This window comes from Vallitalea guaymasensis (assembly GCF_018141425.1).
In the GTDB taxonomy this organism is placed as follows: domain Bacteria; phylum Bacillota; class Clostridia; order Lachnospirales; family Vallitaleaceae; genus Vallitalea; species Vallitalea guaymasensis.
The window spans coordinates 3,504,875-3,521,819 of the sequence record NZ_CP058561.1 but is presented as its reverse complement, the minus strand read 5'-3'; the positions used below and the strand labels follow the sequence as shown (position 1 = coordinate 3,521,819).

Annotated in this window: 16 protein-coding genes; all 16 read right to left on the bottom strand. The window is 29.9% G+C overall.

From position 1 onward, the window contains the following. Window positions 1–18: 18 nt before the first annotated feature. A complete protein-coding gene (locus HYG85_RS15095; RefSeq protein ID WP_212690364.1) occupies window positions 19–1,278 on the bottom strand; it encodes a S41 family peptidase in 1,260 nt (419 codons plus the stop codon). 110 nt (window positions 1,279–1,388) lie between these two features. Beyond that, window positions 1,389–2,519: a murein hydrolase activator EnvC family protein gene (locus HYG85_RS15090; protein ID WP_212690363.1), complete on the bottom strand. Its 1,131-nt coding sequence runs from the start codon at window positions 2,517–2,519 to the stop codon at window positions 1,389–1,391. A 39-nt stretch (window positions 2,520–2,558) separates the two neighbouring features. After that, the gene (gene ftsX / locus HYG85_RS15085) at window positions 2,559–3,470 is read right to left on the bottom strand and encodes a permease-like cell division protein FtsX (RefSeq protein WP_212690362.1); all 912 of its coding nucleotides are present in this window, start codon (window positions 3,468–3,470) and stop codon (window positions 2,559–2,561) included. Then, complete coding sequence (ftsE, locus tag HYG85_RS15080; protein WP_113673668.1) at window positions 3,460–4,146, bottom strand: cell division ATP-binding protein FtsE; 687 nt, start codon at window positions 4,144–4,146, stop codon at window positions 3,460–3,462. The genes ftsX and ftsE overlap by 11 nt, the downstream gene beginning before the upstream one ends. Before the next feature lie 147 nt (window positions 4,147–4,293). Then, window positions 4,294–5,385 carry a PucR family transcriptional regulator gene (locus HYG85_RS15075; RefSeq protein WP_113673667.1) on the bottom strand — a complete coding sequence of 364 codons (1,092 nt, stop codon included), beginning with the start codon at window positions 5,383–5,385 and terminating at the stop codon, window positions 4,294–4,296. Between the two features lie 438 nt (window positions 5,386–5,823). Continuing rightward, window positions 5,824–6,936: an ABC transporter ATP-binding protein gene (locus HYG85_RS15070; protein ID WP_113673666.1), complete on the bottom strand. Its 1,113-nt coding sequence runs from the start codon at window positions 6,934–6,936 to the stop codon at window positions 5,824–5,826. Window positions 6,937–7,442: 506 nt separating this feature from the next. After that, window positions 7,443–8,312 carry a YitT family protein gene (locus tag HYG85_RS15065; protein ID WP_212690361.1) on the bottom strand — a complete coding sequence of 290 codons (870 nt, stop codon included), beginning with the start codon at window positions 8,310–8,312 and terminating at the stop codon, window positions 7,443–7,445. 83 nt (window positions 8,313–8,395) lie between these two features. Continuing rightward, the gene (locus HYG85_RS15060; RefSeq protein ID WP_212690360.1) at window positions 8,396–9,121 is read right to left on the bottom strand and encodes a WecB/TagA/CpsF family glycosyltransferase; all 726 of its coding nucleotides are present in this window, start codon (window positions 9,119–9,121) and stop codon (window positions 8,396–8,398) included. 30 nt (window positions 9,122–9,151) lie between these two features. Further along, window positions 9,152–10,237: a polysaccharide pyruvyl transferase CsaB gene (gene csaB / locus HYG85_RS15055; RefSeq protein ID WP_212690359.1), complete on the bottom strand. Its 1,086-nt coding sequence runs from the start codon at window positions 10,235–10,237 to the stop codon at window positions 9,152–9,154. A gap of 47 nt (window positions 10,238–10,284) precedes the next feature. Continuing rightward, window positions 10,285–11,640 (bottom strand): O-antigen ligase family protein, encoded by a 1,356-nt coding sequence (locus HYG85_RS15050; protein WP_212690358.1) that lies wholly within the window; start codon window positions 11,638–11,640, stop codon window positions 10,285–10,287. A 39-nt stretch (window positions 11,641–11,679) separates the two neighbouring features. Next, window positions 11,680–12,162 (bottom strand): hypothetical protein, encoded by a 483-nt coding sequence (locus HYG85_RS15045; RefSeq protein ID WP_212690357.1) that lies wholly within the window; start codon window positions 12,160–12,162, stop codon window positions 11,680–11,682. Between the two features lie 39 nt (window positions 12,163–12,201). Next, window positions 12,202–12,690 (bottom strand): DUF4330 domain-containing protein, encoded by a 489-nt coding sequence (locus HYG85_RS15040; RefSeq protein WP_212690356.1) that lies wholly within the window; start codon window positions 12,688–12,690, stop codon window positions 12,202–12,204. Window positions 12,691–12,720: 30 nt separating this feature from the next. Continuing rightward, the gene (locus HYG85_RS15035) at window positions 12,721–13,215 is read right to left on the bottom strand and encodes a DUF4330 domain-containing protein (protein ID WP_212690355.1); all 495 of its coding nucleotides are present in this window, start codon (window positions 13,213–13,215) and stop codon (window positions 12,721–12,723) included. 29 nt (window positions 13,216–13,244) lie between these two features. Continuing rightward, window positions 13,245–14,369 (bottom strand): glycosyltransferase family 4 protein, encoded by a 1,125-nt coding sequence (locus HYG85_RS15030; protein WP_212690354.1) that lies wholly within the window; start codon window positions 14,367–14,369, stop codon window positions 13,245–13,247. Window positions 14,370–14,419: 50 nt separating this feature from the next. Next, window positions 14,420–15,679 carry a glycosyltransferase gene (locus tag HYG85_RS15025; RefSeq protein WP_212690353.1) on the bottom strand — a complete coding sequence of 420 codons (1,260 nt, stop codon included), beginning with the start codon at window positions 15,677–15,679 and terminating at the stop codon, window positions 14,420–14,422. Between the two features lie 2 nt (window positions 15,680–15,681). Beyond that, window positions 15,682–16,944, bottom strand: a complete 1,263-nt coding sequence (locus HYG85_RS15020; protein WP_212690352.1) for a nucleotide sugar dehydrogenase — start codon at window positions 16,942–16,944, stop codon at window positions 15,682–15,684. Window position 16,945 lies beyond the last annotated feature (1 nt).

Below are 16,945 nucleotides of genomic sequence, written 5' to 3'. Positions count from 1 at the left end.
TTTCTTATATTATTTTATTTACTTACTATTAGCCATATCTTCTTTAGCAATTTTATCTTTCATTACTTCAACAGCTTTTGCGAATTGTGTATCTTCTTCTCTTTTAATAACCAATTCTTTCTTTAGTTCTTCTGGCAATTCAATCTTTACATCAGGTTCAATTCCTTTTCCATGTATATAGTTGCCACTAGGAGTATAATACTTTGAAATAGTAACTTTTACTGCTGAACCATCTTCTAATGGGAATATTCTCTGAACCAATCCTTTACCAAAAGTTGTTGTTCCTACCACTGTACCAATACCACTATCTTTTATGGCACCTGTCAAAATCTCAGATGCACTAGCACTATTTTCATTTGCCAATACAACTAAAGGTTTGGTGAATTTATGTTCTTCATCAGATGATGCTTGTTCTCTATAACCATTTTTATCTTCTGTATAAACAATCAATCCTTCTGGCAATAGTTCGTCAGCCATATCAATAACTATATTCAAAAGTCCTCCTGGATTATTTCTAACATCAATAATCAATCCTTTTTGTTCTTGTGCTTCTAGATCATAAAGTGCTTCTTTAAATTGATCATAAGTTACTTCTTCAAATCCAGTAATACGAATATACCCTATTTTGTCATCTAACATTTCATGAGATACAGTAGGCATTGTGATTACATCTCTTTTTATTTCTAAATCCATATTTGAGTTATCAGATTCTCTATAAATACTTAGAGTTACCTTAGTACCTTTTTTACCTCTAATCATGTTGGCGACTACATCTTCCATAGTAAGACCTTTTATATTCTTATCATCAACTTTTCTTACTATATCTCCAGGAAGCAATCCAGCTTTTTCAGCAGGAGAACCTATGAATGGTGATACGATCATCAATTCTTTTGTCTCCTCATTATAGGTAACAACAGCACCGATACCTTCATAACTCCCAGATGTACTTTCCATGAAGGATTCATATTCTTTTTTTGTATAATATTCAGTATATGGATCTTCCAAACCATCCAACAATCCACTATATAATCCATCATAAGCACTATCATATAGCTCTTCTTCTTTATAATTTTCTAGATAGTATCTGTCTTCTACAAGCTTAAGTATATCCTTGATTTTTTCTTCTGGGGTATTATATCCTTCCTTTACAACCTGAACACCTTTATTATCCTCCACTTGGTGCATCAAACTAGATGTTCCGAAATATATAACATTTATTACAAGAATAATAGCCATCCCAACAACTAATCCATAAATAAATTTTTTTCTTTCAACCATTTAACATTCTCCTTACTATACTAATAATATTGTATTGTATTTAAGTTAGTATTATTCCATTATAGCAAAAAAACTGCATTAGCAGTTTTTTGCAATTAAATGTTTTTTTATTAATTAAGCATATTCAATGGATTAATCCATTCACCATTTTTTCTAATACCAAAATGTAAATGAGGACCTGTTGACCATCCAGTATTACCTGATTTTGCAATAGTTTGTCCAATTTTTACTTTTTGTCCTTTTTTAACTAGTAGTTTAGAGTTATGTGCATAAATAGTTACGTATCCACTTCCATGATCTATTAAAACATAATTACCCCATACACTACTATAACCAGCAAATGTTACTGTTCCATTACTAACTGCTTTTACTGATGTACCCGATGGTATACCAATATCAATACCTGTGTGATATGAAGGATTTTTTGTAATAGGATGAGGTCTTGGTCCAAAAGGACATGTTATACGATGTGATTTAGTAGGCCAAGCCATCTTACCACCTGCATAAACTAATTTACTCTTAATATTATCAATAGCTTTTGCTATTTCATCCATTTCTTTCTTCTTAGCATCTATTTCTGCTTGATTAATTCTTTTATCTTTTTCTAAAGCAGCCATTTCTTTTTCTTTAGTAGCTTGAACGTCTTCTAATGCTGATTTTTGAAGATCACATTCTGCTTTCAATCCTACAATCTTTTCCTTATCTTCTTCCAATTTAACTTCTGTTGCAGCTATGTCATCTCTTATAGCTTCTAATTCTTTTATCATATTTGTATCGTATTCTAACAATGCATTTATGTACTCTACTCTATTAAGCAAATCGCTCAAATTCTTTGATTCTAATACTATATCAATATACGCAGAATCTCCTTGTTCATACATTACTTTCATACGTTCACTAGTTTGCTTAAAATATTTTTCTTCTTTTTCCTTAGCTTTTGCTAAGTCTTGTTTAGTAACTTCAATCTCTTTTTCCTTATCACTTAATTGTTGCTCTAGATCTTTGATTTTAATATCAAATTCGTCAATTTGCCTATCTAACTGTACAATTCGTCCTACCAACTCTTTAATATCTGCGTCTAATTCTTTGATTTGTTGTTCATTTACCTTTATTGAACTTTGGCTATTTTTCTGTTGCTGCTCCAAATCATCTAACTGCTGCTTATAAGAAGAAGCAAATATTGTAGTTGGAACCATAAACAAAAGTAATATAACCAAACAATTCTTAATTACTCTTTTCATATAGCCCTCCTTATTATTGATTAATATATTCTTTAAATATTATACTCTCAAGTGCTTTCTTATAGTAATTCTACTTCCTACGATACCTATACCTATTCCAATAATCAACGATAATGGTATTAGAATCCTATATATCTGTCCTACGTTCAAAAATGATAAAAATTGATTTATTACTATAAATTTATCATTTATTTTATTTATTACATAGTCATATGAAAAGTATATAACTGTTAATGGTACTATTGCACCTATTGCTCCTATAAGCATACCTTCTATGATAAATGGGAATTTTATAAAAAAGTCTTTTGCTCCCAAATATTTCATAATGCCGATTTCGTTCTTTCTAACCGATATTGCTATTCTAACTGTATTAGAAATCAGGAAGACAGATATAAAGATAAGTATTACAATAAGTACTATACTCATATAATTTATAAAATTATTGAATCCTTTTATTATCTCTGTAAGATTTTTTTCCTGGTTTATTTCTCTAACACCTTCTAGAGTTTGTATGTACTTTATTAATGATTCCTGATTATTAATATCTTTAATTAATACCTGAAAACTATCTGAGTTCTTTAATGGATTATTTTCCCCATCAAATCCAACCAGTAGGTCTTCATTATTTTCGTACATAGTTTTTTTAAAATCTTCCCAAGCTTGTTCTGGTGATATGTATTCAACTGATTTTACTTCTTCTCTTTGGCTTATCATTGTTTCAATAGCTTCTCTATCTGTTTCTGTTATATTTTCTTTCAGAAAAACTGCTATTCCCAAGTTGCTTTCCGCTTCTTTTAACGTATATTCAATATTGGCAGCAGTTATATAAAAAATACCTACAATGAACAAACAAGCCGCTATTGTACCAATAGAAGCAATGGACATTAATCTATTTTTAAATAGATTGATTACTCCTTGTTTAAAACAATAATCAACTGTTCTAAGCTTCATCCCCGTAGTCTCCCCTTTGCACATCTCTTACAATACAGCCATTATTAAGGGTAACAACTCGTTTTTTCATTGCATTAACCATCTCTTTATCGTGAGTTACAACAACTACTGTGGTACCCCTCATATTAATCTCTGTTAGTAATTTCATTATTTCCCATGAATTATTAGGATCAAGATTTCCTGTAGGTTCATCTGCTACTAGAATAGGGGGATTATTAACAATTGCTCTAGCTAATGCTGTTCTTTGTTTTTCTCCACCTGAAATCTCTGTTGGGTACATTTTTGCCTTCTTGGAAAGCCCCACCATTGATAATACCATAGGCACACTTCTTCTTATCTTTTTATTTGATGCCTCTGTTACCTTAAGTGCAAAAGCAACATTATCATATACAGTCATTTTATCTAGTAATCTAAAATCTTGGAATACAACTCCAATATTTCTTCTTAATGTTGAAACATAACGTCTTTTTAATCTTGTAATATCCTTGTCATCAACAAATATTTTTCCTTCAGTAGAATCTAGTTCCTTCATTAATAATTTAATTAATGTAGTTTTTCCAGAACCACTATTCCCAACTATAAAAACGAATTCTCCTTTTTCTATTCCCAATGATACATTATTCAAAGCACATACTCCATTAGAATATATCTTTGTAATGTTTTCAAGACGTATCAACTAATATCCTCCTAACTACAAAAAACAAATTATTATTTTACTCCGACTCAATATGTAAATAAACTATACTAGAAAAGATAAAAAACTTAGGCAATTGTAGATAACTACAATTGCTTTATTGTCTTTTACACACGTATACATTTATGTTTAATACTCTGATTCACTTATAAATTTCATATACTTAACAACCATCAATGCTATTTTGAATGTAATGGCGTCTTCAAAAATACGCAAGTCAAGACCTGTATTCTTTTGTAGTTTATCTAATCTATACACAAGAGTATTCCTATGGATATATAACTGTCTTGATGTTTCTGATACATTCAAACTATTTTCAAAGAATTTATTTATTGTAGTAATAGTTTCCTTATCAAAATCATCAGGTGATTTTCCATGGAATATTTCTTTTATGAACATTTGGCAAAGAGGTAATGGTAATTGATATATGATTCTTCCAATTCCTAGGTTATTGTAACCTATGATATACTTGTCCACATAGAATATTTTACCCACTTCTAAAGCCATCTTAGCTTCTTTATAAGAACGTGAAACATCTTTAATATCATTTACTACTGTACCCATAGCTACATATACACTACTCATAGCTTCTGTATTAAGAGTATCCAAAATCATTTTTGCTATTTTATTGATATCTTCATTAGTATCGTTCTCATCTAATTCTTTCACGATAATAATATTTTTCTCATCAACTGCAGTAATAAAATCTTTAGTTTTTAATGGGAATATACTTCTTACGATCTCAAGTGCATTATTATCTTTCTCAAATTTAGTTTCTACTAAAAAAGTTACTCTTCTTACATCTGTTTCAATGTGAAGTTTCTTAGCCCGATTATATATATCAACTAGTAATAGGTTATCAAGTAATAAGTTCTTGATGAAATTGTCTTTGTCAAATCTTTCTTTATAGGCTACTAATAGATTCTGTATTTGGAAAGATGCTATCTTACCTATTTTATAGACATCATCAGTCTCACCTTTTGCAGAAACTACATATTCTACATTGTGGTCATCGTATACTTTAAAAAAGTGATACCCTAGAACTAATTGACTTTCTGCTTGTGACCTTACGAAATCTGGAACTGCAAAATTGTATTCTTCTAATCTACCTTCTTCAGTTGTTGCTAGTATCTTCCCATCTGGATCTATAACACTTATATCAATACGTGTTATTGTTTTGAGTCCTTCAATGGTGTTTTGAATAATTTGGTTTGATATCATTTATTTCTCTCCCTTATTATTTAGTATTGAAAAGCATATTATATAAGTGAATAAAATATTTGTTATTAGAATTATTTCCAATTTTAGGCTTTACTATTTCCCTTATTATATATTTTATAGCAAAATCTACAAAAATAAAAGAGGGAATACGTAATTTTGTGTATTTCCTCTTAATCATTTACAAAAAGTTCATAAATCTTATTAATTTTTAATAACGAATATACAATTTTTTATATTTTTTTCATTTTTAACGATATGTTATTAGTAATATTGTGGTAATGACAAGTAACAATTACTAAATAACCTTGTAATACTTTTTAATAATTAATGTTAGCTAATCTTTACCATACTCAAATATCATTAAAGGGAATGTAATATTCTACATTCCCTTTTGGTATATTAACATTATTCATGTTAAAAATCTAATTTAACATATTCTTAGTTAGCAAGAGTTTTTTCAGTTTCTTTATCAAAGATATGAATTCTATTTAAATCCATAGCTAATTCAACTTTATCTCCTGGTTTAGCTTTTGATCTTGGATCTACACGTGCTGTCATATCATAACCATCAACAACAACATATAAGAATGTTTCAGATCCTAACATTTCTGTAACATTTACATCAGCCATAACAATACTCTTTGGTGATGATTCTAAGAAAATTTGGCTATCATGTATATCTTGTGGACGAATACCCATAACTACTTCTTTTCCTATATATCCACCATCGATTAAAATTTTAGCTTTAACTTCAGGTAAAGTAATCTTATTTGATTCAAAAACTAAATCTACACCATTACCATTTTTAGCCACTTTTGCATCAACAAAGTTCATTTGTGGTGAACCGATGAATCCAGCTACAAATAAGTTTTGTGGTCTTTCATATAAGTTTGTTGGTGTATCAACTTGTTGTACAATACCATCTTTCATAACAACGATACGAGTACCTAATGTCATCGCCTCAACCTGGTCATGAGTAACATAGATAATTGTTGTTTGTAATCTTTGATGTAATTTAGAAATTTCAAGTCTCATTTGAACTCTAAGTTTAGCATCCAAGTTTGAAAGAGGTTCGTCCATTAAGAATACTTTTGGTTCACGAACAATAGCACGACCCATAGCAACACGTTGTCTTTGTCCACCTGATAATGCTTTTGGTTTACGATCTAATAAATGCTCTATATCTAATATTCTAGCAGCTTCTGTAACTCTTTTTTGGATTTCTGCCTTAGGAGTTTTTCTAAGCTTAAGACCAAATGCCATGTTATCATAAACAGTCATATGAGGATATAACGCATAGTTTTGGAATACCATCGCGATATCTCTGTCTTTTGGTTCAACATCGTTTACTAATTTATCACCAATGTATAATTCACCTTCAGTGATTTCTTCAAGTCCAGCAATCATACGAAGTGTAGTTGATTTACCACAACCTGATGGTCCTACAAAGATAATAAATTCTTTATCAGCTATTTCAAGATTAAAATCTTGTACAGCTGTAACTCCTTGAGCATATACTTTTTTAATATTCTTTAATGATAAGCTTGCCATAATAAATTAGCCCCCTTAGGATATTTTTGTAATTTTCCGGCTCTGTATGTATCTACGTATGATAATATACTATATTTCATGGGCTAATACCATAGGTTAATTAAACAAATTAGCTGTTTTCATTTTGTTTAATTTGTATATTGCTAATTCTAATTAATACTTATATCTATAATATCTATTTTATAAGTTACTAATCTATATATAATGACTAATTTCTTAATACCTAATAATGATATACTACTCAGTTTCTAGTATGTTTTACCTAAAAACAAGGAATAAATTATGTCACACTTGCAAAAATAAGATTAACAATTATTGTAACTTACCAGCACCGATTTAATAATTTTGCATTATATATAATTTATTTATTAGTAAACTTATCTATACAGATATTGTGATAAGTAAATATAGATAAAACTATCACTTTTTTTTATATATTTTTTCAGATGAAAATTTTACTTATAAAAGTCATTAGACAAGGTAATTTCATAGGTTTCAAACCCATTCTACTTGTATTCTATGAAACCTTCACCAAGAACTTCTTTTACATCTGCAACAATAACAAATGCAGCTTTATCATGTTCTCTTACAATCTCTTTCAACTTGACAATTTCCTTTTTTGATACAACGCAGAGAAGTACTTCTTTGCTCTTGTTAGAAAATTTACCACTACCTTGTAAACCTGTTGCTCCTCTATCCAGTCTCTGCATTATTTCTTTGGATATTGCATCGTTATGGTCAGATATGATAAATGCAGCTTTTGAAAAATGAATACCTTCTAGAATTGCGTCTATGATCTTAGCAGAGATAAATACTGCTACTAAAGCATACATAGCCTTCTCAATTCCAAAGATAAAATATCCTGATACAATAATGATTGCATCTAACATAAGCATTAATTGAGCTACTGATATATGTTTTATATAGTGTTGTATTATGCTAGCAGCCAGATCTGTTCCGCCTGTAGTTGAATATGCTGAAAAAACCAATCCCAGTCCAGCTCCAGATATAACTCCTCCGAATACACTACCAAGAAGCATATCATTAGTAGCTGGAGGTAAGTAAGATGTATAGATTAAAGCTAATGATAAAAACATAGTAGAGAATAAACTTCTACCGCCAAAATTTTTACCCTTAATAAGTACCGCTGTCAAAAACAAAGGAATATTTATGATAATATTAGTAATCCAAGGTTCAACCCCACCTGGAACTATATTCTCAGTTAACTTTTTAATAATTATAGCTAAACCAGTAACTCCACCTGTTACAAGATCCAAAGGGATAAAAAACATATTCAAACCCGCCGCTAATAATGTTACTCCTACAATTATTATAAAATAATCTATAATAGGTTTTCGCTTACTTGTCAATTCCATAATTTTTCTCCTTCTGTTACACAAATTTCAGATATGGTATAAATAGAATATACTTGAATTTTCATCATATCTTGTGTATGTATTTATGGGTGTTTCCTGTATTTAATAACTTTTAATAAAAACATAGGCAATTTTATCATCCTCTTAATTCTGGTTGGTTGTTTCATAAGTCTATAAAACCATTCCAGACCTAATTTTTGATATATTTCTGGAGCTCTTTTCACTATTCCTGCCATACCATCAAAACTACCACCAACACCTATGGCGACTTTTATATTCAAGTTATCAATATTTTGGTTTATCCATTTTTCTTGTTTTGGAGCACCTAGACCCACTAATAATATATCTGGTTTGAGAGAATTAATAGTTTCTATGATTGTTTTCTCTTCTTGTTCGTCAAAATATCCATCATGGATACCAATGATATTCAGACCTTCATGTACTTCTTTCATTCTCTCCGCAGCTTGTGATGCCACACCTTTTGCAGCTCCAAAAAAGTATACAGTTTTATCAGTACCTTTAATCTCATTAAAAACGTTCTGAAGAAGGTCATATCCCGCAACACGTTCTGTTATACTCTTTTTCATTATTTTAGAAGCAATAACAATACCTATTCCATCAGGAATGACCAAATCACCTTTATTAAGAATACTTTTAAACTCTTCATCTTCATTTGCTGTCATAACAAATTCAGGATTAGGAGTATAGATTTTATATTTTTTTTCGCTCATGGTATATTGGACAACCTTTTTAACAGCTTTGTCCATATTTAAATCATCTATTTTAACTCCTAGAATATCAACTTTCATCTATTAATATTAATCCTTTCATTTTTTATTTTATTCATCTATCAAATCCAAAAGATATTTATTGTTCATCTGTGATTTCTTTTTCATCTTAACCTTTATTTCATTTAACTTTTCTACATAATCATCATAATTATTATAAACATCATTCACAATATTATTAATTGATGTTATATCTAGTTCCTTAACATCACCTGCTGAAGGCATATCCATTAATTCTAGATAACAACTTACTTTTGGGTCATATACAAATCCAACCATAGGTACACTGCTTAATGCCGCAAATAATAAAGCATGAAGCCTCATACTTAATATCATATGCATTTCACCTATAACCCCTATGATAGATGATGAGTCCAAGTCTTTATCCAGTACATAAGATTTGTTCTTCATATTATTAGAAATGTGTTTACTGATACCTATATCTTCTTTATATTCCATTGGAATAAAAACTATATTTACGTCTTTTTTTTCTACAAGTTCATCACATACTTCTGCAATTACCTCTTCATATCTAATATTCTTCCATTCCCTAAACAAAATACCAACAAGGGGTTTATCAAGTGGAATACCATTATCTGATAAAAGCTTCCTGTAGCCATTGTCTTTTACATTCATAGAAAATACTGGATCTGCAGTAACATGTATTCTAGGCTTCGTTACTTTCATACTCTCCAGATCTTTCTTTGACAATTCGTCTCTAAGAGTTATTATATCCACCTTATTGACTATGTATTTTGTCATAAGTCTATTCAATTTTTTATAGATGGGTCCAATTCCATTAGCATAAAGCATAACTTTTTTCTTATATAATTTAGCCAGCTTTATTATTCCTAGATAATACAGCAGTGATCTTGTACTTGTTGTATCTTGCAGCAGGCTGCCCCCGCCACTTATTATAATATCTGCACTCTTTATAGTTCTATTAACTTCTTTCCAATCAAACCTATATATTGATTTTATATTATTATCTTTCATAGTAATTACAGGATTCTTAGACAAAGCTGTAATGTTAGCCTCTATATTCAATTCTCTAATTCCTTCACATATAGCTGATAGTATTGCATCATCACCACAATTACTATAACCAATATATCCAGAGATTACAATATTAATCATGTAAACACCCATTCCTTTGAAATAAACGCTAGAAACTTATTATTTCATTAATTATCTCTTATGCTATATACATTCTTATCCATCTTAAGTGCCATTATCATTCCTATACAAAGCCAAAAATAGGTAACCATCATAGGAACTTCAAATATATTTTCTACAGCATTCTGCGCTAATATACCTAACGCTCCTGCAAATAATCCCATCATCAGGTCTTTTTTCCTTCTATTACGTTCTTCTATGACTGCTGTGGTACACCATTTGACCACACATATTAGAAGCAATATAAATGATACTAGACCTAATATACCCATCTCAGCTAATGTCTTAAGATAGTAGTTATCCATATAGAACGGAGATAAATCATTATTGGTCGCAACAGCTCCTCCATATCTACCTAAGCCTAAACCAATAACTTTATTACCTTCGCTCCAAGCTTCAATTCCTTCTTCCCATCTATATATTCTACCACCTTGTGAAGATTTTGCTTTATATTCATCTGTAAACATATAAGTAAGTCTACTAGATAAGGAAGGAAGCATAAGTACAGCTATTCCTCCACATAATATGAGAGGTAATAATAATTTTTTATTTTTATATAGTATAAATATACCTATACCAAACGCAGCAGATATCCATGCTCCTCTTGACATAGTTGCAAATAATCCTCCAGCCATAACTACTGTCATACAAAATGCAATAAATTTTCTCCATCTATTATAGTCAGAAGTTAAAAGGGCTATACTCATAGGAATAAATAGAACAAATACTGCACCTAATATATTAGGACTTCCTACAATAGAATAAGCTCTAGTAGTTATGTTTTCTGCACTATCCACCCAATTACCCAACATTTCAGCACCTGTTAGGTATTGATATATACCATGTAACCCTAGTAGTGTACCTACTGAAGTTAATACCCAATATACTTTTAGGATACTTTTTGTAGAATCAAGTAATTGAACAGCTAAGAAATACCATAGCATATACTGCACAACCGCTCTTAATCCATCAATTGCAATTCCCAGATTAGGGGAGTTGACAAATACTAAGAGTATACCTATCAAAACAAAAAAAACAATGGGAAAATCTAAAGGGGTTGATTTATAAACACTTTTATTTCTATAACGGATCAATTTATAGATAAAAATACATATAAAACCTAGAAACATCAGTTCATCCCATATACTTGAAAAAACAGCTAGACCTGCTACGTTTCTTACTGCAAAATCAATAAAAACATATATCCCAAGTAGTATAACCGTTTTTTGATAATCTAGAATGATAGCAGCTGCTAATATTACAATCATTGTAGCACCAAGAGCAATACTAATACCTAGTTTTGCACCTATCATACCAATAGCTAAACCAATTATTATAATCAATATATTTATCTTATTTTTCACATTGTTCACCAACTAACTTGTATTATTTTCATATTAATTTTAATCTATAATCTTGTTAAACAAACAAATAAACAAACTATTTTCTTTATATTTACATATCAAATAAGCCATAAAATTAACAGCTATTGTTAATACAGCAAATACTAGTACGTATTTTAGCTTATAGCCAGCAAACATATTAAAAGCAATATTAGTTATTATATATCCAATAATAAAACTTATCATGAATTGATTAAATACTCTTATTTTTTTATTCTTCATATCATAAGTCAACTTACCTATCCCAGTTATTATTAAGCTGGTTCTACAACCTTTATTGATACAACCAAACAATGCACTGAAAGCTTTACCTATAGCACACAATAGTTTATATATTAATGAATAATGATAGATTGAATGTTCAAACTTAGTAGATCTATGAATTTTTTTCTTTTTTCTTGTTTTATAGAAAAAACTATACTCATGTATTCTATCAACATACTTAATGATTCTATAAAATAAACTAGTTCTAATTACATCCATAGCTTTTCTTTCCTCTCTTATATTTCCTGAGTCAAGTTATTATTTTTTTACTTCATATATAAAACCTGGCATCTCACATAATTTAGTTCTTACAAAGTTACTACATCCAACTCTGATTTCTTGTTCCCCCAATTTGAAAATAGGGTCTTTATCAGAAACAGTAGCTTTTATAGTTATGAATGCCTGCTTATATAATGGATGTTTCTGAATGGATACTACACCATTTTCATCTTCTACAGCTTTATAATAATCTTCTATTTTTATATCAGTTATAGTTGCATCCAGTACTCTTTTATCTTGTACTAATTTGTCTTCTACATTATATTGTTCAAAGAAATATTCATAGTTAGGTATTAATCTAACAACGTATTCCATTTCTTTTGTTTTGTTGGAACCTAGCACACTAATATCATTGCCCTTGAATTTGTATAATGCTCCTAGAACTAATGCAATAATAAGAAAAATTGTTATCAAGTCAATAATATTAATTAATCCAAATAGTTTTCCTTTTTCATTTATTATCTTCATCTATTTCTCTCCCTTATATTATCGTTCTCCTTATTGCTCTAATCTAATTTCTTTAACAACGCCTTTTATTTGACCATTACTGGTTTTAATCCAATATGGTAGTCCAACTTTTATCTCTTGTCCGCCACTATCAATGTATGGTCCATTTATATTAGCTTTACATTTAATTCCAACTTCAATTGTTTTTCTGCTTGTATCTTTTGCTGCTACAAGCTTTCCATCTTTTGTGGTTGCAACATAATCATCATCTGTTATCTCCACATAATCAATGTTTCCAGGCTGATATTTATTCTGAGCAACCAAAGTTTCTCCTTCTACAATAGACTCAGCTATTTCTGGTACTTGAGAGTAAGCTTCTGCAACAATATATATATCTTGTTTAGTGGATGAAACAGCAGTTCCACTATCATTTTTATTGAATTTGCTATAAACAGCAAAAACTATCACAATTACTAGAAGAATAATAATTATATCCATAATATTTATCTTACCAAATAATTTACCATTCTTATCAATTATTTTCATATTTACCTTCCTTTCTGTATATGCCTAATTCAATTCTTTAGTATTTTATTATATATCTCAATATGTGACTGTGCCATATCTACATCAGAAAAATTGTTTTTGACCCTGTTATGCAGATTTTCACTATATCTGTTCCTTAATTCCTTATCTTCAGCAAGTTTTATAATATACTCTGCTAGTTGTTCATAATTATTATCTTCAAATAATAATCCTGATTCTTCATGTATTATCATCTCTGGAATTCCCCCTACTGCAGAACTAATAGTAGCTTTCTTGTTAAGGGAACCTTCCAATAATGCATAGGGAAAACTCTCACTATGAGAAGTTAATGTATTAATGTCTATAGCATTATAAAAATTATCAATATCTTTAATAAATCCAAGAAATCTGATTTTATCTCCTAGATCATTATTGATAACAAATTCCTTATATTTCTCAGTATGCTTTTCATCACCGTTACCAGCAATCAAAAACAGTATGTTACTAGATGTTTTCAACACCTTTGCAGCTGCTTTCAAAAATACAGGTATTCCTTTTACTGGATGAAGCCTTGTGACAATACCTACATAAACTTTATTTTCATCATATTCAATATTATATCTATCCAAAAATTCTTGTTTAGATAGAGAATAACATTTTTCAATTATCCTAGTACCATTATAGGCTACAAAAATCTTATTATCCTTGAATCCTCTATCTACTAACATTTTTTTAAACTGGTTAGTTATAGCTATAAAATAATCCATTCTCTTTAAACTGAAATAATTCAAAGTCGTATATACTATCTTTTTATATAAGTTGTTATCAAAATCTGATTTATAATCGCTATGTATAGTAGATACAGTAGGTATAGAATATTTCTTCTTGATGAACATGGCTAAAAAATTAGCTCTTGCCCCATGACAATGGAGTATATCATATTTATCTTTTTTCAGCATTTCAACCAGACGATTAACAATGTCTAACTTATATCTTTTATTTTGTTTTAGAACAACAACGTTAATACCTTGCTCTCTTGCTTCTTTTGCAAAGTTTTCTTCCAAAAGGCATACAAGTGTTATATCAGCATGCTTACTTAATTCTTTTAATAGAGTAATGACGTGAGTCTTAGCCCCTCCATTATCTCCTCCACTAATAAGATGTAATATTTTCATAACATTCAACCTTCCTACTGTTATATCTCATAACTTCCACAGCTATTATTCTACCTGTTATCATAAGCCTTATCAAATATTGTAACAAGTTGTTTAGTCAATTCTTTTCTCTCAAAAGTTTTGATTTTGTCCCAATTAGGTTGTAACTGAATAGTATTATTCTTCCAATCTGTATATAACTTAAGCATCAAGTCCTTTATATTATTTACATTGGTTGTTTCGGATATATATCCTGTTTTGGTTTCCCTGATTACATCAGCAGCAACACCTTTTGGTGGTACCAATGCTATTATAGGTCTATTGGTATTCATGTATTCAAACACTTTACCTGAATAGAAATTCTCTGCACCTTTACCTTCACCAATAATAAATAATAGAATATCAGACTCTATAAGCTTTTCAATACTCTTCTTATGTTCCATATAAGGTAAATATTTAACTACACCATCTAAGGAATAAGTTTCATTTATCTCATTTATTTTCTTATTAGGAATATTGCCTATAAATCTTATTAATATGTCATCCTTGTCAATTTTTTGCTCATTTATTAATTCATTCACTGCTTGTAAGAAATAATCTGGCTTTCTTCTTCCATACATTGAACCTGAGTAAGTAATGATGAGTTTATCTTTTTTTACATAATCTTTACTGAGGTCACAAAAATCCTCTTCATCATAACCATTAGGTATTACATAAGATTTATCTTCTATATTATAATCTTTCAAAAAATTCTTCAGCATAAGAGGTGTATTAGTAATAAAATAATCGCAATTATCAACTACTTCTCTTTCCATTCTACGTTCCTTTTCCATACGTCTTTTGGAATATCCCATATCAAGAATATATGGATTATTACACCACTCATCCCTAAAATCCACTACCCATTTTAGGTCAGGCATATGTTTTTTCACATATAAACCTAACAAATGATCACTATATGGATAAGATGTGGTATACAGAACATCGATATCATTTCCCTGGATATATTCTAGGAGAATGTCTTTATTCTTTTCGTACCATATTTTATCACCATCAGGTATCAATATCTTCCTGGATATGAATTTTCCAACTAAATTAAAAGGTTTTCCTAGCTCATTCAAGTCATAAGATTTGGTTCTTATCACTTTCAAATCTTTAGGTATATCCTGAAGCAAGGATTCATCAATTAAGCCTTTATTACTTTCTCTTGTAAATACAATGGGTTCCCATTCAAATTCTGGTAAATATTTAGCAAATTTTACGCTTCTCTGAACTCCTGAGCCACCCATTGGTGGAAATTGATTAGCTACCATCAAAACTTTTCTTTTCATTTTTACTTACCTTTTCCTAATAAATTATAATTGAATCCTATACCCACTAGTGCTTTTTCATCAAAGAAATTTCTTGTATCCAATATATTAGCTTGTTTCATGTCTTTATATATTCTGTCCATATTAGCATCACTAAATAATTTGTGATTTACTCCAAGTATAACTAGGTCACTATCTTTACATGCAGTATAGATGTCTTTTTCAAGGTATTTGAAATCCTGTACATAAGGGTCATGTATAGAAATAGTGATACCACTTACTTCTTCTAAAAGTTCAATTAGTTCAATTATAGGACTCTCTCTCATATCATCAACATCTGGTTTATATGTTATACCAAGTATTGTGACCTTCTTATCTTTTAGAGTACCAAGAATCTTTCTGCTTTTATTGAATACATATTCTGGCATGCTGTCGTTAATAGTTCTGCTTAATGTTATCATCTTAGCTGTCTCTGGGAATTTCTCCACTATGAACCATGGGTCAACTGCTATACAATGACCTCCAACTCCCGGTCCAGGTTGATGCAGGTTAACCCTAGGGTGTTTATTGGAGAATTTTATTACATCCCAAACATTAATATTCATCTGCTCACAAATCATGGCTAACTCATTGGCAAGTGCTATGTTAACATCTCTAAAAGTATTTTCAGTCAATTTACACATTTCTGCAGTAGTAGCGTTAGTTGTATATATTTCTCCTTTTACAAAGGATTGATATAATTTCTTAACCTTTAATGCTGATTCTTCATCTATTCCACCAACGATTCTGTTATTCTCCACAAGTTCAAAAAGAATCTTACCAGGTATAACTCGTTCAGGTGAATGTGCAATATATAAATCTTCTTCTACATTAAGTGAAGATTCTTTTAATATTGGAACAATAATATCTTCTACTGTTTTTGGTGGTGAAGTAGATTCAAGAATTATTATATCTCCTTTTTTAACCAATGGAACAATTGATCTTGTCGCACTGATTACATAAGACATATCAGCAGTCTTATCTTCATTAATAGGCGTTGGTACTGCGATAATATAAACATCTGAAACCTCTGGCTTAACTGAAGCCTTCAATTTGCCTGAAACAACAACATCTCTTACCATTACATCCAAATATGGTTCTTCTATTATTATCTCGCCTTTATTTAAAGCATTAACAACTTTTTCATTAACATCCACACCGATTATATCAAATCCATTGCTAGCAAACATAGCAGCAGTTGGTAGTCCAATATAACCAAGACCTAGTACACAAATCTTTTCTTTCACT